The sequence below is a fragment of the Streptomyces sp. R28 genome, assembly GCF_041052385.1.
Taxonomy (GTDB): Bacteria; Actinomycetota; Actinomycetes; order Streptomycetales; family Streptomycetaceae; genus Streptomyces.
In genome coordinates this window covers 6,178,016-6,201,569 of sequence record NZ_CP163439.1, presented here as the reverse complement: position 1 = coordinate 6,201,569, position 23,554 = coordinate 6,178,016, and the positions used below count along the sequence as shown (strand labels likewise).

Sequence of the window (23,554 nt, the reverse complement as noted above, 5' to 3'; positions counted from 1 at the left end):
GCAGACCCCGGGGAACGGGGTTCCGGTGAGGGTGCGGAACTGCTGGATGAGTTGCGGGCGGCGATCGGCAAGTACGTCGTACTGCCCAGTGACGAGGCGCTGACAGCGGTCACCCTGTGGGTGGCGGCCACGCACATCCAGACCGCTTTGCAGCACGCGCCGCGCCTGGCGGTCGTCGGCCCGACGAAGGGCTGCGGCAAGTCCCGGGTGCTGGACGTGCTCCACGAGACCGTCCACCAGCCGATCATGACGGTGAACATGTCCACGGCGGTGCTCTTCCGCGTCATCGGCAAGAACCCGCGCACGATCCTGGTGGACGAGGCCGACACCATCTTCAGCAAGGCCGGCGAGAACGAGGAACTGCGCGGCCTGCTGAACGCCGGACACCAGCGCAACCGGCCCGCCTGGCGCATCTCCGGTCCGGAACACAAGCCGACCCCGTATCCCACCTTCGCCATGGCCGCACTGGCCTCGATCGGCGACCTCCCCGACACGATCACGGACCGGGCGGTCGTGCTCCGCATGCAAAAGCGCAAGCCGGGCGAGAAGGTGACCCCGTTCCGCTCGCGCTACGCCACACCGGAGCTGAACGCGCTGCGGGACAAGCTGGCCGCCTGGCTGGGCCCGCTGCGCGGCACGGCTGGCCGCATGGCGCCCACGATGCCGGTGGAGGACCGGGCGGCGGACACCTGGGAACCGCTGGTCATCATCGCCGACCTGGCTGGCGGCCACTGGCCCGCCCGTGCCCGTGCGGCCTGCGTGGCGATGACCCGGTTCGAGGCCGTACAGGACGAGCAGACCAACCTGAAGACGCGGCTGCTGCGCGATATCCACCGCATCTTCGAGGCACACGGCAACCCCGAAGCTCTGTCCTCCCTGGATCTGGTCACCGCCCTGCTCCAGGACCCCGACGCACCCTGGGCAGAGCACGGCGCCAACGGGCTCAACGCCTACCACCTGGGGAAACTGCTGCGGGACTTCGACATCCGTCCGGCCAACTACCGGTTCGCCAAGGGCAGGCAGGCCAAGGGGTACGCCCGTAACCGGTTCCTCGACAGCTGGGCCCGGCACTGCCCCGACCTCACCGAGACGGCGCCCGCCCTCACGCCCGCACCCCCGGCCCAGGGCAAGCCGCCCGCCGCCCCGGCGGGTCAGCTGCCCATCGGCCCGCCCGGCGGCCCCGCCGGCCCCAACCGCGCCCGCTAACCCACCTCCCCCTGGGTCCGTATCACTGCGTCGCATCCGTCCCCGCGCAGGTCAGCGCGGGGACGGATGTCCTCACCGGGACGGACTTCTCCGTACCTGCCCAAGTGTCCGTACCTGTCCTGACCAGGCACGGGACGGATGCGACGCACGTGACACGCCTCCCACCCCCTCACCACCGGAGCCACACCATGCACGAACAGCACCACGAACTCCCCACAGCTCAACAGCGAACGCCCACCACCTCAGCCGCAGACAGCGCAGCAAGTTGTCGGGTAAGGAGTCCTTACCCGGCCTCCGCCCCTGGAGTGGCGGAGGCACCCGGCGCCGAGGGGGCACCGGGATCGGCCGGCCCGGGGGAGCCGACCGAGACGGGAGCCACCAGACCGTCGCCCCACGCCGCGCAGACGCCGACGCCGCAACGCCGCCTGCGTCAGTCCCGCCTGCGCGAGCGCCGCATCCACCCCCGATACAGCGACAGCGAGTTCACCGACCTCGCCCACGCTGCCGAGCGCAGCCGCATGCAGATCGGCGGCTACGTTGCCGAGGCGTCGCTCGCCGCCGCCCGCGCCGAGGACTCCACCGCCGCGATCGCCGACTACCGCGCCATGGTCAAGGCACTGATGGCCGCCAACCGGCAGCTCGGCATGATCGGCAACAACCTCAACCAGCTCACCTGGCATCTCCACAAGGACGGCGCCTGGCCCGAGCCGGACGCCGTCCACCGGCTTCTGGCCCGCATCGAAACGTCGATCGCCGACGTGGACACCGCCGTCGCCCAGGTCACCGAGGGAAGGCAGGGCCGGTGATACCGAAGATCATCACCGGCAAGGGCAGCACCCGCCGCCTGATCGCCTACCTCTTCGGCAAGGGCGACGCCAACGAGCACGTCGACCCCCACCTGGTCGCGTCCTGGAACGACTTCGCCCCCGACCCCGGCCGCAGCCCCCACCGCGACCCCAAGGAGGTGGAAAAGCAGCTCTACACCCAGCTCGACCAGCCGGTGGCCATGCTCGGCCGCCGGGCTACTAAGACCACGGTCTGGCACTGCCCGGTCCGCGCCGCCCCCGAAGACCCCATCCTGTCCGACGCCCAGTGGGCAGAGATCGCCCGCCGAATCGTGGCCGCCGCCGGCATCGCCCCCGCCGGAGACGCCGAAGCCTGCCGCTGGGTGGCCGTCTGGCACGCCGACGACCACATCCACATCGCAGCCACCCTCGTCCGCCAGGACGGCCGCCGCCCCCGCCGGGACTACGACATCCGGGCCGTCCAGCGCGAAGCCCGCCAGATCGAAGTCGACTACGGGCTGAGGCGGTTGAAGCCGGGCGACGGCACCGCCGCCAAACGCCCCACCAGCAAGGAACACTTCAAGGCCAAGCGCCTGGGCCAGGACGCCACCTCTCGCGAGATCCTGCGCCGGCGCGTCCGCCGCGCGATAGCCGCCGCCTCTACGGAGACCGAGTTCTTCGTCCTACTGGAAGCGTCCGGCGTGGCGGTGCGGCCGAAGACAGAGCCGTCCGGAGACGTGTCCGGCTACAGCGTCAGCCTGCCCGGCGACGTCAACAAGCAGGGTGAACCCATCTGGTACGCCGGTTCCACTCTCTCCGGCGACCTCTCCCTGCCCCAGGTCCGCAAGCGCCTCGCGACGACGCCTCCCGAACCGGTCACCGTCCAGCCGGGCAACCCCTGGCACCAGGCCACCGCCTCCACCGAACGCATCCCCTTCCACCTCACCCACAGCGACGACGGAGTCGCCCAGGGCCAGCTGGCCGCGCTCGGTGGAGCGCTCGACCTGCTCTCCCTCACTGCCCCGGCCGCAGCACGGACCGAGCTGGAACGAGCCTCCGCGGCATTCGAACGGGCCACTCGTTCGCGCATCGACGCCGACCACGCCAGTGCCCGTGCCCTGCGCCGCAGCGTCCAAGCGATCTGGAACGATCCCGTACGCCACGGCGACGGCGCCGGATTGGCGATGCTGATCGACGCCGCGCTCACCGCCGTCGCCTACGCCATGCACTGGCACCGCGCCCGCCAGCACGCCCAACAGCAGGCGGCATCCGAGCAGGCCCTGATCCACCTGCAGGCCGCATACGCCCAGGTCGCGGAACCGGTCCTAGCCGGCCTCGCCATCCGGACACCAGGGGCGCAGACCAAGCGCCGCTATGCCCACCACCTCCTGCGGTCGGCTCCCCAGCACGCCGAACACATCCTCAACGACCGGGCCTGGGATGCCCTGGCCACGTCGCTCGCCGAAGCGGAGGCCGCGGGCCACAACGTGTCCAACCTCCTCGACAAGGCGCTCAACCAACGCCCTTTGGACGATGCGCGCAGCCCCGCCCGTGCCTTGACCTGGCGCATCCGCCGCCTCGGTCAACGCCAGGCACCCAGCCCGCAGGCGCAGGCAGCCAACGCCCGCCACGCTATGCAGCGCCCGACTGTGTCGGTGTCCCCGCTCTCACCGGAGCCCAAGCGGCAGCCAAGGCGCTGATCACGTCCGCGCGGACAGCTCCGGTGCGAGAAGCTCCAGTGCCTCTGCCCACCGAAATCGGTCGGCGCCTCCGCCCGCCTTGGGCTTGTGGGGCTCGTACGAGCCGACCAGGACGCCCATCTCACGCAGCTGGTCCAGACTCCGACGGTAGGCAGGGTGCGCGGCCTGCGCCGAGTTCAGGTACGGCAGGACAGCGGTGGGAATGCCCATGCCGTACGCCTCGCACAGGATGCCCAAGGCGAGGGTGTCGGAGATGCCAGCGGCCCACTTGTTGACCGTGTTGAACGTGGCCGGCGCGACCGCGATGGCCTCTGCGGGCGGCAGAGGGCGGGCCTCACCGGGCGTGCGCCAGGCAGAGCGGATCGGGTAGCCGGTCTGCGCCTCGATCGCCTCTACATCGAGGAAGCCCAGCCCCTGCGGCGTGGCAACGACGCCGACGCCCCAGTGCCGCTCCTGCGCGGCGGTGATCAGCCTGCCGACGTCGCCAGCAACTCCGGCCGCACAGACGACAACGTAGAGGAAGGGTTTCTTGCCCGAAGGAATCTGCCCGGTCACGCGTGAACTCCAAGGCGGTGAACTCCCGTTAGGCGGCCAGACGATTCACTTTCGATCGTCCAGGGACGCAAGGCGGGCGCAGTGCTGGCAATCCCGCGCCCCGACAGGCGGCCCGAGGCGGGGCACGTTTCAGGTATTGATGAGGCGGCTATCGAAGCCGGCGCCCAGGAGGCGCTCGTAAGCGTCATAGACATCCCCCGGTACGTCCTGCTCGACGGCGAAGCCGAGCTTCGGGTATTCGATCACCCTTTGCAGATCGCCGACGAGCATGTCGACGACGAGCTTCTCGTCTCCGATGGACTTGATGTAGTCGTCCAACTCCAACGGCTCGGAGGCGCACACGACTTCCACCTCGGGCCACAGCTTGCGGCAGGTCGCATACGAGCGGCGCTCCATGTACGGCTTGGAGATCAGCATCAGCGACTCGACCGAGATGCCGGCCTCGGCCAGCAGCTCGCGGGAGAAGGTGATGTTCTGGCCGGTGTTGCCGGCCTTCGGCTCGACCAGGACTGCCTCGTCCGGCACGCCCAGGTTCAGGGCGTGCTCGCGGTAGTGGACGGCCTCGCCGCGCGGGAAACGGGCCCGGGTGGTGCGGCTGCTGCCGCCGCTGAAGACCACGACCGGAAAGAAGCCGGTGCGATAGAGGACGACGGCCGTGGTGGCGACGCCCAGGTCGTGGCTGCCCAGGCCGATGGCCGCCGAGCAGGGCCGCCGCTCGTGGCCCATCCGGTGGTAGTCCCAGATCAGCACCGCGTCGTGGAACTGCTCGTCGGTGATCTGGCGCTGCTCGTACTCCGGCACCGGCACTCCCTGGCTCATCCCTGCTGGTCCTTCCGGATGCCCTCGATGCTGTGCGGCTGGGGATTCAGCACGTGCTGGAGGGCGACCCCGATTCCTTCCCGCCATGCTGCCCAGTCGAGGTCAGCGAGCAACCGCCTGCCGATCAAGCGGAGTCCTCGGCTTTCAGGCGATGGCCCAACTCGCCATGCCGCAGCAGCATTGGCCGGAGCCTCACCCCTGATAGCGAGCCGCCGTGTAGGCGCCTGGACCCAGGACAGGCAGTTCGCCGGTTTCGTTGACAATCTCAAGGACCTCGAAACCGGCGAGGAGCGCGTGCAGCTCCAGTTCGCGAGGGCCGAGAACACGCCGCCGGATGGCATCGTGGCACTCCTCCCCCGAGTCGAACACCCAGTGTCGGCGCATGGTGTTGATCTGTGTCCGCAGGTCCCACTGGTAGCTGATGGTCACCGTGGCGGCCCCGCGGGGGGTCTCTACGCGGGCATGTTGAGGGCTCGGAGACTCGATCGGGGCTACCGGGGAGCACAGGACGAGCAGGGTGCCCGGGTGCGCGTGTGCGGCGAAGGTCTGGAACGCTGCCCGGACGTCAGCGTTGTCGTGCACGTAGGCGAGCGAGTTGCCCAGGCACCCCAGGACGTCGGCGGTGTGGCCGAGTCGGACGGTGCGCATGTCCCCGACTCGGACGTCGAGGTCGGGGTGCGTGCGGCGTGCGTAGTCGACCAGGCCGGGCTGGAGATCGACGCCGATGCAGTCGAAGCGCTGGGCGAGCAGTTCCAGGTCCCTGCCGGTGCCGCAGCCGAAGTCCAGCAGTGTGCGGGCTTCGGGGTAGTGCCGGTCGATGAGTTCTCGGCAGAGGCTCGCGCTGTCGCTGTCGGCCTGCACGTGGTCGTACAGCGTGGGGTCCCGGTAGAAGAGGTTCGACGCATCGAGGCGTTCTGCCTCCACGATGTCCAGGCTGCTCATGCAAGGCTCCGGAGTCCGACTTCCAGGGCGAGTGTGTCGCACAGCAAGTCTGGCACCACGGGGGCTCGCTCGGCGTGCTCCCGGGCTCGGGCCAGGGCGACGGGATCAACGTAGCCGAGGTCCACCAGCAGTGACTCGCGGAGCATGTCGTCCAGGAGGGGAAGGCCGTAACTGCGCAGGCCCGACTCCATGACCGCGAGGAAGTTCTCCGGTTCGGTCGGGGCCGCGACGGACTCGGGCAGTCCGGCACGCCGCAGACGGTCGCGGAACATCGCCTTGCCCTCCTTGTGCTCGTGTGGCAGTTGCTCCATGAAGCGGACGATTCGGGGGTGGACGAGCGGAGCCACCGGCCAGATTCCGAGTCTCAGGTAGGCCGGGTTGTGCAGGCCGAAGGCCATGAGCGTTGGCACCGGGAGCACGGGGATGGGGGCGAGGTTCTCGTCCACCTGGGCCAGGGCCTCGATGGCCTTGTCCCCGAGCCAAGGGATGGGCTCTGCCGCGGGGAGTTCGGCGCCCGTACGGGAGTGGCAGGCATTGACCTCATCCCCGCCACCGCCCGTGAAGACCACCTCGCAACCGTGGGCGGCCACGTGCCCGCGCAAAACGTCGAACGCCTCCTGGTAGAAGGCTCCTGCCGGGTCGTGCGGCAATCCGCGCTCCCGTGCCCCACCGGGCACGAACGGCGGGTGCTGCATGGCCGGCTCGGCGGTGTCCCGCAGTCCCAGGTGATCCACCAGCATGCGACGTCGGTCTTGCTGAAGGCGACCGATCCGGCCGCCCATGAGCAGGCCGAATGTGCGGACGGATCCGAAGCCGGCTGCTGCGGTGGAGAGAGCCACGTTGCCCGAGTCGGCCCCGCCGGACACCTCGACGCCGACGCAGCTGGCCGTAGAACGCCACCCGGCCGCAACCTCCGTCAGCAGCGCATCGAACGCGTCCACCGGGTCAACGCCCGGGCGCAGCCTTCGGGGTTCCAGTACGTGCTGGGCGGGCTCGGGGTAGAGGATCGTGAGTCCCGCGGTCGTGAAGACGGCCGTGGCGCGTTCCGTGAGCCGGTACACGCCGTCGAAGAGGGTGTCGGCGCTGTAGCGGTGCTGGCGGGTCAAGGCGCGTGCCACGGCCTGGGGATTGAGTCGGTCAAGTCCCAGGTGAGGCCGTAGGTCGGCCAAGTCCCACGAGCCGTACAGGTCTTCCCCGACCGCTACGAGATACAGCGGCGCGGTGCCGAATACTCCCGCCGAAACCTGAACCTCGTCCGGGCGTAGGAGCAGGGACGTGAAGTCGACCTCCCCGCCCTTGTCCTCCCTCACCAGCGCACAGACGCCGGATCCATCGCCCGGCGCAAGCTCGGCTTCCAAAGCAGCCGCGTGAGCGGGTCTGATCCAGCTCTGCCCGCTGACCCACCGGTCTGTGTCCCAGCGCCAGGTTGTGCTCCGGGTGTCGGCCAGACGCACACGAAACGAAAGCACCTGCTTCCCCCTCGGTCATGGGGCGGTGGAGCAGGGCGCTAGGCCCTGCTCCACCGCGTTCACGGGCTGATCAGCTGCAGTGGTCGCCGTTGTTGTCGCCACCGCCGGGCATCTTGTCGAGCAGCGCCGCGTCCATGCTGGGGACGCCGGTGATCAGGTCGCCGGTGAACAGTTCGTCGATGTTCATGGCCTTTCCTCTCCTACGGAGTGAGTGGACGAGCCCCGCGAAGTGCGGAGCCCTGGACCCGCCCCGGCCGCGGGCAGACCGGCGACCGGGACGGGAGCTCATCGAGGGGACTGCCCCGGCGGCAGGGTGCCGCCGGTGATGCCGCCTGCTGGGATCCCGCTCTGGCCGCTGGGGAGTTGTTGAGCCCGCCCCGGTGGGGAACCGGGTCTTCCTGAGGGCTCGCGCAGCTAGAGCGGGGGTCAGTGAGTGCCCGTCGAGGGCTAGGAGTGGTCGAAGTACCAGAAGGCCCAGGCGACCGGTGCGGTGGAGGCGATGATCAGAGCTGACAGCAGCCACTGGCGCCAGCCATAGGGGTCACGGCGCAAGTTGTTGCGCCGGCTGTTCTTCATTGTTCGCAGTGACCCTTCTCGGGTTGCCGGACGAAGGGCGGAAGGCCGGGTGGACTGATGAAGAGGCGTCGTGCCCGTTCCTGTTCAGGCAGGGTCGCTCCGGGCGGGCGCATGGGCAGATCGGTGGGGGCTTCGTCAGGCATCGGCGTCGTCCTGTTCTTGCGCCTCGCGGTAGACGTCGGCGAAGCGCCTGGTCAGCAGGCCGACTTCACGCATGTACTGGTAGGCACCGAATTGGGTGGACTCCGCGGTCGGCCGGCGCGTCAGGTCTAGGACCCGGTAGCCCTCCCGGAACAGCGCCTGCACGGCCGGGTCCTCGTCGAAGCCGAGGTCCTCGGCCATCAGCGCTCTGAGGTGGCCGACCAGGTCCCGGGTCGTCGCGTCGATCATTGGGCGCTCGGGCATCGCCAGCCCGACGGCAAGCGCCGTGGACACGCTCTCGTTGACCGCCTCCAGGACGATCGGGAGCTGCGCCGCCTCGGACGACATGGCGCTCTGTGTTCCCATGCCCGCACCCCTTCTCCGGTGTCCACCGTTGTCGTGGCTGACAACGTCCAGGAAACCGGAGTGGGTTGGCGCGGACCACGGCATCCATGAGGCAGTCCTGGGACACTCGTGGGACAGATCGGCACCGCCAGGGTAGACACGGACGGGAACGTGGAAAGGGGGCGGCATGGGGCTTGCGGAGCGGCGCAGGGCGCTGGGCTACAGTCAGGAAGAGCTCGCGCACGCCCTCGGCGTCGACCGGCGCACGATCGGGCGCTGGGAGACTCGGACCACCACACCCCAGCCGCCATTACGGCCACGGCTGGCCGAGCTGCTGCACCTCGACCTTGACGCACTCGACACCTTGGTGGGACAGCCACAAGCAGCCCGTCCGGAGTCGGCAGGGTCGCCGCCTCGCGACCACCACGGCTCAGGGGACCCCGACGACATGATCCGACGCCAGTTTCTGCGCGCCATAGCCGTCACCAGCGCCCTGGTGGCCCTCCCGGACGACGAGAGCGCCGCCCTCACCGACGGAGCCCACCGTGGGATGTCGGAGGACTTCCTGCGCATGAACGTCCACCTGTGGCAGGTGTATCAACTCGCCCGCGCCAAGGGCTCCGTGTACCCGGTCGTCCGCGACCAGCTCACCACACTCAACGACACCCTCGACGGCCAGCCGGCAGCTGAATCCCAGGCCCTGTGCAGCGCGGCCGGCGACCTCTTCCAGCTCGCCGGTGAACTGGCCTTCGACGGCAACCGCTACACCGACGCAGCAGCCTCCTACACACTCGCCGCCTCCGCCAGCAAGGAAGCCAAGTCCTACGACCTCTGGGCATGCGCCCTGGTACGACACGCATACGTCGACCTGTACGAACGGCGTTACGCCGAGGCCGCCACCGCACTCTCGGCTGCTGAAAGGGTGGCGCGGCAAGGAGACAGCTCCCTGTCCACCCGCCACTGGGTCGCCTCCGTCCAGGCCGAGGCGTATGCCGGACTCGGGAACCTGTCCGCCTGCGAGCGCGCCTTGGACGAGGCGGAGAAGGTCACGGACCTCAACGGCCCGTTCCACAACGGCGGCTGGCTGCGCTTCGACGGCTCCCGCCTCGCCGAGGAACGCGGCGCCCGCTACCTCCAGCTCGGCCGCCTCGACCTCGCCGAGAAGGCCCTCACCACTGCTTTGAGCCAGGACGTACTCGCCTCCGGGCAGTCCTTCCGGCGCCGCGGCGCCGTCCTCACCGACCTCGCGTCCATCGGCGCCAAGCGGCACGACCCGGACCAAGTCCTCAACTACGGCCGCGAGGCCCTGCAACTCGCCCGAGCGACGTCCTCCGGCTACGTCGCCCGTAAACTCCAGGGGCTACGAACCGACCTCGGCCCCCTCGCCCGCGACACCCGTGTGGTCGAACTGGGCGCGGAGATCGACGCACTGTGCACGACGTGACGAGAGGGGAAGGCATGTCGCAGATCGAGGGCGCACGAGTGTTCCGTGAGGCTTGGATCACCGGCGTTCGAAAGCACTTCCCCGGCGAACCCAAGCCCGGCTACGTCACCCCCTGGGAAGACACCCCCGAATGGGAACGCCAGGCCGCCGACGCGGTGTTCGACCAGGTGCGCCAGTTCCTCGACCTCAGCGACCGCCACGCCTCCCGGCTCACCCGCGAGCAGAAGAGCCGCTTCGTCGCCACTTGCTGGACCGCCCAGATGTACAAGCACTTCGACGACCCCAAGCCCGGCTACGTCGCCGACTGGCCCGACCTGCCCGACTGGCAGAAGGAAACGGACGCCGACATCTTCGAGGCCATCGAGGACGCATCGAAGTAGCCACACAGCCGCTGGAGGGCACACCCAGCAAAGTGAGGCCGAGAATCGCGCCAGGACGCCCCAGACCGCCAGGCTCGCGGCGCGGCCGGCCAGTCGGGCCAAGGCTGCAATCACACGCCGCGTTGTTGGATCCCTGCGCCACGCTCTCGGAGCCGGCTACAGCACTCGCCGGCTGAAGAGTCCCGCGGATCTTCTGGCCGACTCACCGAACTCCGCCGAGAAGACGCGTGGCGTGGCGGACGGCGGCGATGGCGTGGCGGTCGTCGGCGGCGCGGGTGGCGACGGCGATCTCCACGGGCGGTCCGTCGAGCGGGACGAACCGGACGTCCGGGTGTGGGTAGAAGCGGCCGGCGGCTTCGGCGTGCAGGGCTATGCGGCCGGTTGTCGCCACGGCTCCTGGTATGGCGGCGGGGTGGCGCAGGGCGCCGCGGCTGTGGGACCCGTCGGCAGCGGGGCCGGACCATGCTTCGAGCGCGGGATGGGCGAGGGCAGTGGGCAGCCACGGGCTGTCACTGACGTCGGCCTCGGTCAGACGGTCGGCGTCGGCGAGAGGGGAGCGGGCGGGGACGACCACGACTCGGGGCATGGTCAGCGCGTGCTCGAAGACGAGCCCGTCGACGGGGCCGACGTACTGGACGATGCCCACGTCGACCCGGTGGCTGCGGACCGCTTCGTACTGGTCGGCCAGGTCCAGTTCGGCGTAGGAGAAGGCGATTTCGGGATCGTGGCCGTGCACCGCCGCAGTCAGGTCCGGCCAGCGTTCGGCGAGTCCGAAGCCCAGGACTCCCAGCGTGAGGAGTTTTTCGTCGGTGGTGCGGCGGCGGTGGTGTTCGGTGAGGGAGTCCACGGTGTCGAGCAAAGCTCGGGCCTCGGCGATCAGCCGCTCGCCCTCAGGGGTGAGGGTCACCCGGCGGCTGGTGCGTTCGAAGAGCTTGGTGCCCAGTTCCCGTTCCAGCCGCTGGATGTGGCGGCCGAAGGGCTGGGGGCTGATGTAGTGCCGCTGCGCGGCCCTGCCGAAGTGCAGTTCCTCCGCCAGTGTCACCGCGTAGCGGAGCGCCCGGATGTCCATGCCTGTGCCTCCGTGCCTCCCGCTCCGTACCGCCCGCACTGCCGGTGCTTCCGTTTACGTCAGAGGAGTCCAGGCCGTCAACACCTCGGTCACGGCCGGTTCACAACCGTTTCGGCTGATGATCCCCGGCTTCCTCCTCTGGTGAGGTGAGTCCACGGGAGGCACTGCCTCTGTGGCTCGGATGACGAAGGAGTCATCATCATGGCTCGGCATCGCGTTGTGCTGCGCGGCGGCACTGTCCTGACCATGGATCCGCAGCTGGGGAGTCTGCCCCGCGGCGACGTGCTGATCGAGGACGGTGTGATCGCCGCGGTGGCACCGGACCTCTCCGTCGACGAGGCGGAGACGGTGGACGTCACGGGGCACATTGTGGCGCCCGGCATGATCGACACACACCGGCACACCTGGCAGACGCAGCTGCGCGCCCTGTGCGCCGACTGGACCCTGGCGGACTACCTGTTCGGCATCCGGCTCGGCGTCTCACCGGCCTACCTCGCCGAAGACGTTCACCTAGGCAATCACCTCGGCGCCCTGGACGCCTTGAATTCCGGTGTCACCACGATCCTGGACTTCTCGCACTGCAACAACACGCCTGAGCACGCCGACGCCGCGATCACCGGGCTGCGGGACGCGGGAATCCGCGCGGTGTTCGGCTACGGCTTCTTCGAGTCGAACCCGCTCCAGCCGCCGCACTTCACCGACCACGGCTTGCGCCTGGCGGACTTCCGGCGCGTCGCCGATGCCCACTTCCCGAGCCGGGACGCGCTGCTGACCCTCGGGGTGGCGCTCACCGAGTACGGCACGCTGCCGTTCGACACCACCCGCGCCGAGATCGCCGCCGCCCGCGAACGGGACGCGCTGATCGTCACGCACACCGGCTGCGTGTGGTCACTGCCGAGCGGCGTACGCGAATTCGCCGCGGCGGGCCTGCTCGGACCCGACCAGGTCCACGTGCACTGCAACACCCTCACCGACGACGAGTGGCGCCTGCTCGCCGACCACGGCGCCAAGCTGTCGATCTCGGTGGAGACCGAACTCAATATGGGCATGGGCCGCCCCGCCTTCGCCGCGGCCCGCCGGCACGGCATCAGACCGACCCTGTCCTGCGACATCGTCTCCCTCAACACCGGCGACCTGTTCACCCAGACCCGCATGGGCCTGGCCTTTCAGCGCTGGGCCGACACCGAGACGCTCAACCTCGCCGGCGCAGACCCCACGGCGGTGACCGTCACCGCGCAGGAGGCGCTGGCCTGGACCACGGTCAACGCGGCCGAGGCGATCGGACTCGATTACCGCATCGGCAGCCTCACCCCGGGCAAGCAGGCCGACATCATCGTGACCGGCGGGCCCGGCATGTCCCAGCACCCGCACCTCGACCCGGCCGGCACCCTCGTCTTCCAGACCACCCCCGCCGACGTCCGCCACGTCCTGGTCGCCGGCCGCTTCGCAAAGCGCGACGGCCGCCTCACCGGCACCGACCTTCCGGCCCTGCTGGCACGGGCGGACGCCTCGGCCGAAACAGTGCTCGGCCGGCTCGCCGACGCCGGGCGCCCCCTGCCCGGCACCCCGCCGGAGGGCTGGGGCCTCATCGCCCGTATGTCGTCGGAACTCCAGGCGACCCCCGAGCACCAGCAGCCCGGAAAGTGATCATGCGCTTCGTCACCTACACCGAAAACGACGGCGACAGCGACAGTGGCGACCGCGTCGGCGTACTCGACGCCGACGACCTCGTCCACGCGCTGCCACCCGGTATCCGTCTCATCGACCTGCTCGACGACCCGCAGCGGTTGCGCGACGCCGCGGACGACGCGCTGCGCGATCCCCGTGCCGTGCACCCCTACGCCTCGCTCAGGCTGCGGGCACCGATTCCCCAGCCGCCAACCGTGCGGGACTTCATGACCTTCGAGAGCCACATCGAGGGCGTGGCCAGGCTGGGCGGACCGGAGACAGCCCCGCCCGAGCAGTGGTACGAGGCTCCGGCCTTCTACTTCACCAACCCCTACGCCATCCAGGGCCCGCAGGACGACGTGCGCATCCCGCCGGGCTGCACACGCTTCGACTTCGAACTGGAGGTCGCCGCCGTGATCGGCCGAGGCGGCCGGGACCTCAGCGTCGACAAGGCCGAGTCCCACATCGCCGGATACGTGCTGATGAACGACTGGTCCGCGCGCGACCTGCAGTTCACGGAGATGCAGGTCCGCCTCGGCCCCGCCAAGGGCAAGGACAGCGCCACCACGCTCGGCCCGGTGTTCGTCACCCCCGACGAACTGGAGCCCCACCGCGCGGGCAACGCCTACGGCCTGCGGATGACGGCGGCCGTCAACGGCACCGTCGTCGGCGAGGACCTGTGGAGCAACATGGCCTTCAGCTACGCCCAGATGATCGCATACGCCTCGCGGGGCACCGAGGTCCGCACCGGCGACATCCTCGGCTCCGGGACCTGCGGCGGCGGCTGCCTGGCCGAACTGTGGGGACGCCGCGGACTCGACGCCCACCCACCCCTGGCCCCGGGAGACACCGTCACCCTCAGCGTCGAGCACCTGGGCACCCAGACCTCCCGCGTGACCGAGCGTGCCGAGCGCCCCGTCGGCGACCTGCGGGCCACCTCGCACCCGCACGCCCCCGCACCCCACGGAGGCCACCGATGACCCCCGCCCAGAGCCCGGCGCCGGACACTGCGGGCACCGTACACGCCGTGGCCCCCGGCGTGTACGCCTGGATCCAGCACGACGGCTCCTGGTGGATCAACAATGCCGGGTTCGTCACCACCGACGACCACACCGTCCTCATCGACACCTGCGCCACCGAGAACCGCACCCGGGACCTGCTGGGCGCCGTCGGCCGGGCGGCACCGGGCACACCGATCCGCTACCTGGTCAACACCCACCTGCACGGCGACCACACCCACGGCAACAGCCTGCTGCCCCGCACCACGGTGGTCATCGCGCACGAAGCCACCCGCGAAGGCATCCTGACCGACACCGTCATCGACGGCTGCCCGCCGATCTGGCAGCCCGTGCCCGACTGGGGCGCGGTCACCCGGCGCGCCCCGGACCTCACCATCCGCACAGCACTCACCCTGCACAGCGACAGCCATCCGATCGAACTCCACCACCCCGGCCACCCCGCGCACACCAGCGGCGACCTGATCGCCTGGCTCCCCGAACAACGCGTGCTGTTCGCCGGAGACCTGCTCTTCCACCGCGTCACCCCACTGGTGTTCATGGGCTCCCTGGACGGCGCCCTGCGCTCCCTGGACTGGATCGCCTCCTTCGCACCCGAACACGTCGTACCGGGCCACGGCCCCGTCATCGACGCACACACCCTGCCGGCGGTACTCGACCAGCACCGCGCGTACTACCGACTCGTCCACACCACCGCCCAGGCCGGCCTGCGCGACGGCCTCACACCCCTGCAAGCGGCGCGCACCTGCCGCCTCGGCTCATTCGCCGATCTGCCCGACGCGGAACGCATCGTCCTCAACCTGCACCGCGCCTACGCCGACACCACCGGCCACCCCTTCGACCTGCCCCAGGCATTCTCCGACACGATCACCTACAACTCGGGCCCCCTCCACACCCAGGTCTGACCGGCATCCGCCTACCTCACGAAGCGACAGCGCCCCCTGGTGAGAGGCCGCGAGGGCACATCCAGGGCACATGAGCCTGGGAAACGGCGTTGACCCGTGAGAACTACCGAGAGGAGTTTTCCCAGGTCAACTCACATTCCCTTGCGAAGCCCCAGGTCAGCGCCCTCCCGTCACCAATCGCTGCATGAGTGGCAGGACTTCAGCCATCGGTTGCATGAGGCGGGGCATCAGCCTTATTGCCTGGTGTGGCCCTGACCTGGGGCTTCTTTGGTGCGGGCGGGGCTTTCGGGTCCCGCCTTTGTCATGTGCCGGGAGGGGCCGTCAGGCGGCCAGGGCACAGGGCACCCAGCCCGCAGACCAAACGCCGCTTCGCCCACCACCTCCAGCAGGCTGTACCGGAACACGCCGAGCGCACCGTGGCCGACTCCGCCTGGGACGCACTCGCCACCGTGCTCGCCGAGGCCGAAGCAGCAGGACACAACGCGGCCGCTGTCCTCGACCAGGCGCTCGGACAGCGCACCCTGGACGACGCCCGCAGCCCCGCCCGCGCACTGGCCTGGCGCATCCGCTGCCTCGGCGAACGCCATCCGCCCAGTCCCCGAGCCCAGGCAGCGAGGGCGCGCAGCGGCACGCAGCGCCCCACCCCACCCGTCCGATCTCCGCCGCATCCGACACGACGGCGCTGATCAGGCTTGGGCGGACAGCTTGGGGGTGAGCAGTTCCACCGCTTTCTCCCAGCGGAAGCGGTCCGCCCCGCCCCCGGCCTTCGGACGATGCGGCTCGTACGAACCGATCAGCACACCCATCTCCCGCAGCCAGTCCAGACTGCGGCGATAGGCGGGGTGGGCGGCCTGCGCCGAGTTCAGATACGGCAGGACGGCGGTCGGGATGCCCATGCCGTACGCCTCGCACAGGATGCCCAGGGCGAGGGTGTCGGAGATCCCTGCCGCCCACTTGTTGACCGTGTTGAAGGTGGCCGGCGCCACCGCGATGGCATGGGCGGGCGGCAGTGGGCGGGCCTCGCCGGGTGTTCGCCAGGCGGAGCGGATGGGGTAGCCGGTCTGCTCCTCGATCGCCTCGGTGTCGAGAAAGCCCAGTGCCTGCGGGGTGGCGACGACGCCGACGTCCCAGTGCTGCCCCTGCGCGGCGGTGATCAGTTTGCAGACGTCGCCGGCGATGCCGCAGGCGCAAACGACGACGTACAGGAAGGGCTTCTTCACCGGGTCGTTCGGCTCACTCACGCAGGGACTCCCAGTTGGCGGCTGAAGTGGTGCAGTTCCGGCAGGGTGCGGCGGCGGTCTCGGGCGGCCATGTCGGCGACCAGGTCGCGGACGGCGGGTCGGCGGACATCCCGGGCGGCGCAGGTCTCGGCGATGCGCAGGGCCTGGTAGCCGTCGGAGAGGCGGCCCTGCTGGCTGTGCTGGGCCGAGATCGCCCTGCCCGTCCGCCCGGCGCCGAAGACGACCGTCTCCCTTCCCCTGCAAAGGAGTTGACCGTGCCCACCAGCACCTCCAGTCGGGCCGCCGAGGTGATCGCCGTACGCCCCGGGTCCCCACTCACCGGCACCGTCGCTGTGGATGGCTCGAAGAACGCCGCTCTGCCGCTGCTGGCCGCGGCAGGGGCCCTTGGCCGCCCTGTGCGGCTGGGCAACATCCCTGTGAACACGGACGTCCAGATCTTGCCGGCCCTGTTGGAGCAGGCGGGCTGGCACGTTGCCCGGCCCATCGGTGAGCAGACGACCGCAGTGCTCATGCCGACTGAGAGCCGGCACACGCATCAACTTCGTCCACACCGCCGATGAACCAGTCGACCTGGTGCGGGAGTTGCGACTGTTCTGCTAGCGGACCGGCACCGCCTGGCTGCGCACCGCCCTGATCGCATCACCGCCGTCCACCGGCGAAGAGTGCCCGGCCCGAAGCCTGCTCGCCGATCTCGGAGCCGACGTTCCGGCCCATGACCTGGACTCCGCGCAGAGCCTCACGCGGCCGGCCGCACGCTCCGACCAGTGGGGAGACCTCGCCCGCTCGCACGACACCCGCGCTGACGTACGGCATTGGCTGTCGGTCCTCGACGAAGGCGCACTCCCGTCGGGCTCGGCAAGATGAGATGCCCTGTCGGTCCTGACCGACTGGATCGACTGGATCGACTGGATCGACTGCAACGAGCCAGAGGGGCACCCTTGTTGGCGACCGTGTCGGCGACCGACTGGAGGAAAGAAGCGTGACGTCCCTTCCCCGTACCCCCCAAGCCGTCGTCTTCGACTGCGACGGGCTGCTCGTCGACACCGAGGTCTGCTGGACGAGAGCCGAGACCAAGATCTTCGCCGCGCACGGGCACGAGTTCGGCGTCGAGCAGAAGGCTCTGGTGATCGGCCGTACGCCGGCGGGCGCGGGTGAGGCGATGGCCGACTACTTCGGCCGGCCCGGAGCCGGTGCCGAACTCGCCGCGGAACTTCTGGACCTCGTACGGCAGGAACTGGCCAGCGGCGCCGACGCCCTCCCCGGGGCCGCCGAGCTGGTCAAGGCCTGCACCCGAGCCGTCCCTGTCGCGGTCGCCAGCAACAGCCCCCGCGAACTCCTCGACACCGCCCTCGCCTCGGCCGGTCTCGCCGACCTCTTCCCGGTCTCCTTCGCGGCCGACGAGGTGGCGGCCGCCAAGCCGGCCCCCGATCTCTATCTGAAGGCGTGCGAGGCGCTGGGCGTGCTCCCGGCCCGCTCGGTTGCCTTCGAGGACTCCGCCACCGGCATCACGGCGGCACGTCGCGCGGGGCTGTACGTGGTGGCCGTACCGTCCCTGCCCGGCACCGCTCTCGACCACGACCATCTCGCGTCCGCGCTCGTCGATCGCGAACTGGTCGACTGGGCGGAAGGACTCGCTCAGGGTGCCTGACACCGACGACCCGCTGATCTGCCTGTGCCGTCGGGTACGGGAGAGCGAAATCCTGGCGGCCGCCGCCCGGGGGTGCCGCACCCTGGCCGAGGCGCAGGCACCGGGCCGGGCGGGGCTGACGGGGACGAGCCACTGAAACCCGGTCGGCTTCGACAGCGACTTCGTCCTGGTCGACCGCGAACTCACGCCGTGCAGCCGTGGCGCCCGGGCCGGCGGACCAGCCGACCGCCGCGCTGAGGCACTGCCGCCGCCACTGCTGATCGGCCCGAGGCGCCCGCGATCAGTACGACGACCAGTACGGCACGGAAGAGACTACGAACAATGACGGACACACCGGTCGGGCATCAGCAGCCCGCACGCCGCCGCGACGCCGGCGCCTTCTGGCGGTACTGAGCGGGCTCCACCGCCAGCGGCCTCGGCGACGCGGTGACCACGGTGGCGCTTCCGCTGGTGGCACTGGAGGTCCTGCGGGCGAGCAGTTTCGAGGTGAGCCTCATAACCGCCGCCACCTACGGCGCCTGGATCCTGATCGGCCTTCCGGCCGGAGTGCTCGTGCAGCGGCTTCCGCTCCGCGGCACCCAGGTGGCCATGGACCTCCTCCGGGCGCTGGTGCTGTTGTGCGTGCCGCTGGCGGCTGCGCTGGGGAAGCTGTCCCTGGCCCACCTCGTCCTGGTCGCGCTGCTCATCGGCCTGGCCACCGTCATCTTCGACGTCGGAAACTCGACCTTTCTGCCGTCGATCGTCAGCAAGGAAGAGCTGACCGCCCGCAACAGCCTGACCTCTGCCTCGTCGGCCGCCACCCAGCTGGGAGGCCCCTCCATGGGCGGCGTCCTGGTGCAGGTGATGGGTGCCACGGCCAGCCTCCTGGTGGATGTGGCGAGTTACCTCGTCTCCGCGTTCCTGCTGCGGAGCCTGCCGCGGCCCGACCACGAGGCACGTCCACCGGCGGGCGCCTCCGTCGGCCGGCTGATCCGGGACGGCTGGCGCTTCGTGACGCGTCACCCGGTCATCGGCCCCTGTACGGCCGCCGCGACACTGGTCAACTTCGCCTGCGGCGCGCTCATGGCGCTGACCCCGGTCTTCCTCGTCCGCACACTGGGTCTCCCGGTCGGTCTGGTCGGCCTGCTGATGGCCGCCGAGGGAGCGGGCAGCCTGCTCGGGGCGGCCATGACCCCCCTGCTGACCGCGAGGTTCGGCGGCGCCCGTGCCGTGGTTGCCGCGACCTCGGCCGGCGCCCTGCTCGCCCTGTTCGTCCCCCTGGCCTTCGGCGGCTGGGGAGTGCTGCTGTACGTGGTGGGTGCCACCGGGTTCACGGTGGGTGTCGTGGTGCTGAGCATCCTCACCCGCACCCACCGGCAGACCGTCACACCGGCGGAGCTGCTGCCCCGGGTGATGGCCACCGTCCGCTTCGTCTCCTGGGGGGCCGTGCCGGTGGGCGCCCTGACCGCCGGTGTGCTCGCGAGCACCGCCCGGCCTCGCGAGGCCCTGTGGCTGGTCTCCGTGGCGGGTGCCGGGGCCGCTGTGACGCTCGTCCTGAGCCCGGTCGGCCGATTGCGCGACCTGGTCTGAGCCCACGAGCGCGGTGATCCCACCGGCCTGCTCCTGCGACCGCCCTCCCCACCCCTGGCCTATGTTGTCGCCCATGCAGGCATACACGATCGGCCAGGCGGCGCGACTGCTCGGCGTGAGTCCGGACACCGCGCGGCGATGGGCGGACGCGGGCCGGGTGGCGACCCACCGCGACGAGGGCGGCAGGCGGCTCATCGACGGGAAGGACCTGGCCGCCTTCTCCGTGGAGCTCGCCAAGGGCGGGAGCGGGGAGGAGGACTCCTCCTACACCTCGGTCCGCAACGCGTTCCCCGGCATCGTCACCGCGATCAAGCTCGGTGACGTGGCGGCGCAGGTGGAGATCCAGGCCGGGCCGCACCGGCTGGTGTCGCTGCTCACGCGGGAGGCCGTGGAGGAGCTGGGGCTGGAGATCGGCATGGAGGCCACCGCCCGGGTGAAGTCGACGAACGTGCACATCGACCGCGTCTGAGCGGTCCGGCGCGGGCAGGCCGGCGGGCTGGGCGGCGCACTCCACGGCGCATCGCCCCGGCCGTTTTGATCACGGTGCAGGAGCTGAGCCACCGTCGCCGTGCTCCTCCCGCCGCCGTCAGGTCCAGGCGGTGTATCCGCCGTCCACCCGTATCGCCTCGATGCCGCTGATGTACCGGGCCCCGCAGCGGTCCTGGGGCAGGACCAGCTGGGATCCGGCGCGGTCGAGCGGGGTGTCGTCGAGGGTGGCGGCGAGCAGGACGGGGGCGCGGCCGAAGTCGGGGGCGATCTCCGCCCAGGACAGCAGGGCGTGGTGGCCGTCCGCGCCGCGTACGGCGATCAAGGAAGCGCAGTCGGTCCTTGCGGCGGGCGGGGTCGAAGACGGGGCCCGCGTCCGTGAGGACGTCGTGCAGGAGCGGCCCGGTGAAGCGGTGGTGCCGCACACCGCTGGTGGCGCATTCGAAGGCGACCTCGGCCTGGTGCTGGGGCCAGGCGAGAAGGTCGGGCACCGTCAGCCGGGCCGGACGGGCCAGATCGCCGGTGAGGACGAGTTCCGCCATCGGTTCGGCGGCCGTACGGGCGGCTGCGAGGGACTGACTCACGGGCTACCACCTCCCGGGCGACCGTACCCGAGGACCCGTCCCGTACAAACGCACATGCCATGCCAGCAGATGGAAGATCCAGCTCATGCGATGCGACAGGAGACTTTCCCCTCGCACTTGCGGAAGTATCATCTGCGTTGCCGTGAGGGGGTCCGTCGAGGACCAGAGTGAGTCTGTTCAGGACCAAGTGAGTCCGTTCAGGACCAGAGGGAGTGGACCCGTGATGACCCGTTCCGTGCGCCGGACCCGTCGGACACTGCAGGTGACCGGCGCAGGCGCCGCAGCCCTGCTGGCCCTGAGCGCCTGTTCCTCCTCGGACGGCACCTCGTCGGCCAAGTCGGACTCCTCCGCGTCGGCCTCCGCCTCGGCAGGACTGTCCGGCGAGGTGACCGTCTTCGCCGCCGCCTCGCTGAAGGAGAGCTTCACGACGCTGGGCAAGGAGTTCGAGAAGGCTCACCCGGGCACCAAGGTGACCTTCAGCTTCGGCGGCAGCGACGCACTCGCCGCGAGCATCACCGGCGGCGCCCCGGCGGACGTGTTCGCCTCGGCCAGCCCCAAGACGATGAAGATCGTCACCGACGCCGGGGACGCCTCCGGCACGCCCGCCACCTTCGTGCGCAACCAGTTGGACATCGCCACCCTGCCGGGCAACCCCGGCAAGGTCGCCTCGCTGAAGGACCTCACCAAGTCCGACCTGAAGGTCGTGCTGTGCGACCAGGCGGTGCCGTGCGGCGCCGCGGCGCAGAAGGCCCTGGACGCAAGCAAGCTGAAGCTCACCCCGGTCTCCTACGAGGAGGACGTCAAGGCCGCCCTGAACAAGGTGGTGCTGAAGGAGGCCGACGCCGCGGTCGTCTACAAGACCGATGTGAAGGCCGCGGGTGACAAGGTGGAGGGCGTGGAGTTCCCCGAGTCGGCCGACGCCATCAACGACTACCCGATCACCCTGCTCAAGGACGCACCGAACGCCGCGGCCGCCGAGGCGTTCATCGCGCTGGTGCAGTCCGCCGAGGGCCAGAAGGTCCTGAACGCGGCCGGGTTCCTCAAGCCGTGACGTCCCCGTCCTCCCCGGACAAGGCCGGCGCCGCGGACACCCTGACCGGTGGCCCGCGCCGCCGCCGCGTACGCGTCCGCGGGGGCGCCCCGCTGCCCCTTCTCCTGCCCGCGCTGATCGGCCTGGCCTTCCTGGCCCTCCCGCTCGTCGCGCTGCTGATCAGGGCCCCGTGGCGGAGCATGCCCGACCTGCTGACCAGCACGGAGGTGTGGCAGGCACTGCAGTTGTCGCTGGTCTGCGCGACGGCGGCGACCGCGGTGAGCCTGGTGATCGGGGTGCCGCTGGCCTGGCTGCTGGCCCGGGTCGAGTTCCCGGGGCGAGGTGTCGTACGGGCCCTCGTCACCCTCCCGCTCGTCCTGCCGCCGGTGGTGGGCGGTGTGGCGCTGCTGATGGCGCTCGGCCGCAACGGCGTCATCGGAAAGTGGCTGGACGCATGGTTCGGGATCACCCTGCCCTTCACCACCGCCGGGGTGGTGGTCGCGGAGGCGTTCGTCGCCATGCCGTTCCTCGTGATCAGTGTGGAGGGCACCCTGCGGGCCGCCGACCCCCGCTACGAGGAGGCCGCCACCACCCTGGGCGCCTCCCGCTTCACCGCGTTCCGCCGGGTCACGCTGCCGCTCATCGCCCCCGGCATCGCGGCCGGGGCCGTACTGGCCTGGGCCCGTGCGCTCGGCGAGTTCGGCGCGACCATCACATTCGCCGGCAACTTCCCCGGGCGTACGCAGACCATGCCGCTCGCCGTCTACCTGGCGTTGCAGAGCGACCCGGAGGCCGCGATCGCCCTCAGCCTCGTCCTGCTGGCCGTGTCCGTCGCGGTCCTCGCGGGACTGCGTGATCGCTGGATGACCGCCTCATGACCGACATCGCGAAGACCGCCCAGGACACCGTCGGCGCACCCGGCCGGACCGGTGAGGGACTCGACGCCCGGCTGGTGGTCGAGCGCGGCTCCTTCCACCTCGACGTGGCGCTGAGCGCGGCCCCCGGTGACGTGGTCGCGCTCCTCGGCCCCAACGGCGCGGGCAAGACCACCGCCCTGCGCGCCCTCGCCGGGCTCGTCCCGCTCACCGACGGCCATCTACGGCTGGACGGCGCGGAGTTGGACCGTACGCGGCCGGAGTCCCGCCCGGTCGGCGTCGTCTTCCAGGACTACCTGCTCTTCCCCCACCTCACCGCGCTGGACAACGTGGCCTTCGGGCCGCGCTGCCACGGCGCGACCAAGGCGCAGGCCCGGGCCCAGGCCGCCGAGTGGCTGGAGCGCATGGGTCTCGCCGGCCACGCCGGTGCCAAGCCCCGCCGCCTCTCCGGCGGCCAGGCCCAGCGCGTAGCCCTCGCCCGCGCCCTGGCCACCCACCCCCGCCTGCTGCTCCTCGACGAACCCCTGGCCGCCCTCGACGCCCGCACCCGCCTCGACGTGCGTGCCCAACTCCGCCACCACCTGGCCGACTTCGAAGCGGTCGCCGTACTCGTCACGCACGATCCCCTGGACGCCATGGTGCTGGCCGACCACCTCGTCGTCATCGAGGACGGCCGCATCGTCCAGGAGGGCACCCCCGCCGACATCGCCCGCCACCCGCGCACCGACTACATCGCCCACCTGGTCGGACTCAACCTCTATCGGGGGCAGGCCGAGGGACACACGGTCCGCGTGGACGGCGCCACCGAAGTCTCGGTCACGACCACGGAGGCGCTCACCGGCCCGGCCTTCGTGGCCTTCCCGCCCAGCGCGGTCACCCTCCACCGCGACCGCCCCACCGGATCCAGTGCCCGCAACCTCTGGCGCTGCGAGGTGGCCGGCCTGGAGACCCACGGCGACCAGATCCGCGCCGCCCTCACCGGCGAACTCCCCCTGGCCGCCGACCTCACCACGGTCGCGGCCGCCGAACTCGACCTGCGCCCCGGAGCCACGGTCTGGGCGACGGTCAAGGCGGCCCAGACACACGCGTATCCCGCCTGAC

General features: G+C 70.6%; 23 protein-coding genes and 5 pseudogenes. 17 read left to right on the top strand and 11 right to left on the bottom strand.

Going from position 1 to position 23,554, the window contains the following annotated elements:
* The first annotated feature begins 39 nt into the window (after positions 1-39).
* The 3 genes from AB5J49_RS27800 (at position 40) to AB5J49_RS27790 (ending at position 3,691) form a co-directional block, all read left to right on the top strand.
* A complete protein-coding gene (locus AB5J49_RS27800; RefSeq protein WP_369175287.1) occupies positions 40-1,206 on the top strand; it encodes a DUF3631 domain-containing protein in 1,167 nt (388 codons plus the stop codon).
* Positions 1,207-1,511: 305 nt separating this feature from the next.
* A complete protein-coding gene (gene mobC / locus AB5J49_RS27795; RefSeq protein ID WP_369171502.1) occupies positions 1,512-2,012 on the top strand; it encodes a plasmid mobilization relaxosome protein MobC in 501 nt (166 codons plus the stop codon).
* Positions 2,009-3,691: a mobilization protein gene (locus AB5J49_RS27790; protein WP_369171501.1), complete on the top strand. Its 1,683-nt coding sequence runs from the start codon at positions 2,009-2,011 to the stop codon at positions 3,689-3,691. Before mobC ends, AB5J49_RS27790 begins: the two co-directional genes overlap by 4 nt.
* Here AB5J49_RS27790 and AB5J49_RS27785 read toward each other — a convergent pair whose 3' ends face one another.
* The 6 genes from AB5J49_RS27785 to AB5J49_RS27760 form a co-directional block, all read right to left on the bottom strand.
* Complete coding sequence (locus tag AB5J49_RS27785; RefSeq protein WP_369171500.1) at positions 3,692-4,246, bottom strand: flavoprotein; 555 nt, start codon at positions 4,244-4,246, stop codon at positions 3,692-3,694.
* 129 nt (positions 4,247-4,375) lie between these two features.
* On the bottom strand, positions 4,376-5,065 hold the full coding sequence (locus AB5J49_RS27780) for a YdcF family protein (protein WP_369171499.1): 690 nt from the start codon (positions 5,063-5,065) through the stop codon (positions 4,376-4,378).
* Between the two features lie 192 nt (positions 5,066-5,257).
* On the bottom strand, positions 5,258-6,007 hold the full coding sequence (locus tag AB5J49_RS27775; RefSeq protein ID WP_369171498.1) for a trans-aconitate 2-methyltransferase: 750 nt from the start codon (positions 6,005-6,007) through the stop codon (positions 5,258-5,260).
* Positions 6,004-7,317 (bottom strand): asparagine synthase, encoded by a 1,314-nt coding sequence (locus tag AB5J49_RS27770; protein WP_369171497.1) that lies wholly within the window; start codon positions 7,315-7,317, stop codon positions 6,004-6,006. The genes AB5J49_RS27775 and AB5J49_RS27770 overlap by 4 nt, the downstream gene beginning before the upstream one ends.
* Positions 7,318-7,923: 606 nt before the next feature.
* Positions 7,924-8,052 (bottom strand): hypothetical protein, encoded by a 129-nt coding sequence (locus AB5J49_RS27765; RefSeq protein ID WP_369171496.1) that lies wholly within the window; start codon positions 8,050-8,052, stop codon positions 7,924-7,926.
* 135 nt (positions 8,053-8,187) lie between these two features.
* A complete protein-coding gene (locus tag AB5J49_RS27760) occupies positions 8,188-8,559 on the bottom strand; it encodes a hypothetical protein (protein WP_369171494.1) in 372 nt (123 codons plus the stop codon).
* Between the two features lie 166 nt (positions 8,560-8,725).
* On the opposite strand from AB5J49_RS27760, the gene AB5J49_RS27755 reads away from it, so the two are divergent.
* Together AB5J49_RS27755 and AB5J49_RS27750 are read left to right on the top strand one after the other, a co-directional pair.
* Positions 8,726-9,982 (top strand): helix-turn-helix transcriptional regulator, encoded by a 1,257-nt coding sequence (locus AB5J49_RS27755; RefSeq protein ID WP_369171492.1) that lies wholly within the window; start codon positions 8,726-8,728, stop codon positions 9,980-9,982.
* Between the two features lie 14 nt (positions 9,983-9,996).
* Positions 9,997-10,362: a hypothetical protein gene (locus AB5J49_RS27750; protein ID WP_369171491.1), complete on the top strand. Its 366-nt coding sequence runs from the start codon at positions 9,997-9,999 to the stop codon at positions 10,360-10,362.
* Between the two features lie 202 nt (positions 10,363-10,564).
* Here the strand turns inward: AB5J49_RS27750 and AB5J49_RS27745 are convergent, their stop codons facing one another.
* On the bottom strand, positions 10,565-11,431 hold the full coding sequence (locus tag AB5J49_RS27745; RefSeq protein ID WP_369171489.1) for a LysR family transcriptional regulator: 867 nt from the start codon (positions 11,429-11,431) through the stop codon (positions 10,565-10,567).
* Positions 11,432-11,632: 201 nt separating this feature from the next.
* Between AB5J49_RS27745 and AB5J49_RS27740 the strand changes: the two genes are divergently transcribed.
* The 4 genes and pseudogenes from AB5J49_RS27740 to AB5J49_RS27725 form a co-directional block, all read left to right on the top strand.
* Entirely contained in the window at positions 11,633-13,078 is a 1,446-nt protein-coding gene (locus AB5J49_RS27740; protein ID WP_369171488.1) for an amidohydrolase family protein, read from the top strand.
* Between the two features lie 2 nt (positions 13,079-13,080).
* Positions 13,081-14,079, top strand: coding sequence for a fumarylacetoacetate hydrolase family protein (locus tag AB5J49_RS27735; RefSeq protein ID WP_369171486.1), 999 nt, complete (start codon positions 13,081-13,083; stop codon positions 14,077-14,079).
* Positions 14,076-15,020 (top strand): MBL fold metallo-hydrolase, encoded by a 945-nt coding sequence (locus tag AB5J49_RS27730; RefSeq protein ID WP_369171485.1) that lies wholly within the window; start codon positions 14,076-14,078, stop codon positions 15,018-15,020. Before AB5J49_RS27735 ends, AB5J49_RS27730 begins: the two co-directional genes overlap by 4 nt.
* 338 nt (positions 15,021-15,358) lie before the next feature.
* Positions 15,359-15,706 (top strand): annotated as a pseudogene (locus AB5J49_RS27725) (mobilization protein); the annotation flags it as partial.
* On the opposite strand, the gene AB5J49_RS27720 reads toward AB5J49_RS27725, so the two are convergent.
* Positions 15,707-16,261, bottom strand: coding sequence for a flavoprotein (locus AB5J49_RS27720; protein WP_369171483.1), 555 nt, complete (start codon positions 16,259-16,261; stop codon positions 15,707-15,709).
* Positions 16,258-16,440: pseudogene (locus AB5J49_RS27715) on the bottom strand (heavy metal transporter CzcB); the annotation flags it as partial. The pseudogene AB5J49_RS27715 and the gene AB5J49_RS27720, both read right to left, overlap by 4 nt.
* 108 nt (positions 16,441-16,548) lie before the next feature.
* Here AB5J49_RS27715 and AB5J49_RS27710 point away from each other — a divergent pair.
* A pseudogene (locus tag AB5J49_RS27710) lies at positions 16,549-16,785 on the top strand (UDP-N-acetylglucosamine 1-carboxyvinyltransferase); the annotation flags it as partial.
* Positions 16,786-16,900: 115 nt separating this feature from the next.
* Here AB5J49_RS27710 and AB5J49_RS27705 read toward each other — a convergent pair.
* Complete coding sequence (locus AB5J49_RS27705; protein ID WP_369171481.1) at positions 16,901-17,074, bottom strand: hypothetical protein; 174 nt, start codon at positions 17,072-17,074, stop codon at positions 16,901-16,903.
* Positions 17,075-17,240: 166 nt separating this feature from the next.
* On the opposite strand from AB5J49_RS27705, the gene AB5J49_RS27700 reads away from it, so the two are divergent.
* The 4 genes and pseudogenes from AB5J49_RS27700 to AB5J49_RS27685 all read left to right on the top strand — a co-directional run bounded on the left by AB5J49_RS27700 (position 17,241) and on the right by AB5J49_RS27685 (position 19,947).
* Positions 17,241-17,909, top strand: coding sequence for an HAD family hydrolase (locus AB5J49_RS27700; RefSeq protein ID WP_369171480.1), 669 nt, complete (start codon positions 17,241-17,243; stop codon positions 17,907-17,909).
* Positions 17,902-18,045 (top strand): bacterioferritin-associated ferredoxin, encoded by a 144-nt coding sequence (locus tag AB5J49_RS27695; protein ID WP_369171478.1) that lies wholly within the window; start codon positions 17,902-17,904, stop codon positions 18,043-18,045. Before AB5J49_RS27700 ends, AB5J49_RS27695 begins: the two co-directional genes overlap by 8 nt.
* Before the next feature lie 275 nt (positions 18,046-18,320).
* Positions 18,321-19,478: pseudogene (locus AB5J49_RS27690) on the top strand (MFS transporter); the annotation flags it as partial.
* Between the two features lie 73 nt (positions 19,479-19,551).
* Positions 19,552-19,947, top strand: coding sequence for a molybdopterin-binding protein (locus tag AB5J49_RS27685; RefSeq protein ID WP_369171477.1), 396 nt, complete (start codon positions 19,552-19,554; stop codon positions 19,945-19,947).
* Positions 19,948-20,064: 117 nt separating this feature from the next.
* Here the strand turns inward: AB5J49_RS27685 and AB5J49_RS27680 are convergent.
* A pseudogene (locus AB5J49_RS27680) lies at positions 20,065-20,548 on the bottom strand (molybdopterin-dependent oxidoreductase).
* A gap of 223 nt (positions 20,549-20,771) precedes the next feature.
* On the opposite strand from AB5J49_RS27680, the gene modA reads away from it, so the two are divergent.
* From modA to AB5J49_RS27665, 3 genes are read left to right on the top strand one after another with little or no spacing between them, the layout of a single operon-like run.
* Positions 20,772-21,599: a molybdate ABC transporter substrate-binding protein gene (gene modA / locus AB5J49_RS27675; protein WP_369171476.1), complete on the top strand. Its 828-nt coding sequence runs from the start codon at positions 20,772-20,774 to the stop codon at positions 21,597-21,599.
* Entirely contained in the window at positions 21,596-22,456 is an 861-nt protein-coding gene (gene modB / locus AB5J49_RS27670) for a molybdate ABC transporter permease subunit (protein ID WP_369171475.1), read from the top strand. The genes modA and modB overlap by 4 nt, the downstream gene beginning before the upstream one ends.
* Positions 22,453-23,553 carry an ABC transporter ATP-binding protein gene (locus tag AB5J49_RS27665; protein WP_369171474.1) on the top strand — a complete coding sequence of 367 codons (1,101 nt, stop codon included), beginning with the start codon at positions 22,453-22,455 and terminating at the stop codon, positions 23,551-23,553. The genes modB and AB5J49_RS27665 overlap by 4 nt, the downstream gene beginning before the upstream one ends.
* Position 23,554 lies beyond the last annotated feature (1 nt).

Coding starts and splice junctions, on each gene's coding strand:
- AB5J49_RS27780 (WP_369171499.1), bottom strand. CDS start 5,065: ATGAGCCAGGGAGTGCCGGTGCCGGAGTACGAGCAGCGCCAGATCACC.
- AB5J49_RS27775 (WP_369171498.1), bottom strand. CDS start 6,007: ATGAGCAGCCTGGACATCGTGGAGGCAGAACGCCTCGATGCGTCGAAC.
- AB5J49_RS27765 (WP_369171496.1), bottom strand. CDS start 8,052: ATGAAGAACAGCCGGCGCAACAACTTGCGCCGTGACCCCTATGGCTGG.
- AB5J49_RS27760 (WP_369171494.1), bottom strand. CDS start 8,559: ATGGGAACACAGAGCGCCATGTCGTCCGAGGCGGCGCAGCTCCCGATC.
- AB5J49_RS27755 (WP_369171492.1), top strand. CDS start 8,726: ATGGGGCTTGCGGAGCGGCGCAGGGCGCTGGGCTACAGTCAGGAAGAG.
- AB5J49_RS27750 (WP_369171491.1), top strand. CDS start 9,997: ATGTCGCAGATCGAGGGCGCACGAGTGTTCCGTGAGGCTTGGATCACC.
- AB5J49_RS27745 (WP_369171489.1), bottom strand. CDS start 11,431: ATGGACATCCGGGCGCTCCGCTACGCGGTGACACTGGCGGAGGAACTG.
- AB5J49_RS27740 (WP_369171488.1), top strand. CDS start 11,633: ATGGCTCGGCATCGCGTTGTGCTGCGCGGCGGCACTGTCCTGACCATG.
- AB5J49_RS27735 (WP_369171486.1), top strand. CDS start 13,081: ATGCGCTTCGTCACCTACACCGAAAACGACGGCGACAGCGACAGTGGC.
- AB5J49_RS27730 (WP_369171485.1), top strand. CDS start 14,076: ATGACCCCCGCCCAGAGCCCGGCGCCGGACACTGCGGGCACCGTACAC.
- AB5J49_RS27705 (WP_369171481.1), bottom strand. CDS start 17,074: ATGCCGTACGTCAGCGCGGGTGTCGTGCGAGCGGGCGAGGTCTCCCCA.
- AB5J49_RS27685 (WP_369171477.1), top strand. CDS start 19,552: ATGCAGGCATACACGATCGGCCAGGCGGCGCGACTGCTCGGCGTGAGT.
- modA (WP_369171476.1), top strand. CDS start 20,772: ATGACCCGTTCCGTGCGCCGGACCCGTCGGACACTGCAGGTGACCGGC.
- AB5J49_RS27665 (WP_369171474.1), top strand. CDS start 22,453: ATGACCGACATCGCGAAGACCGCCCAGGACACCGTCGGCGCACCCGGC.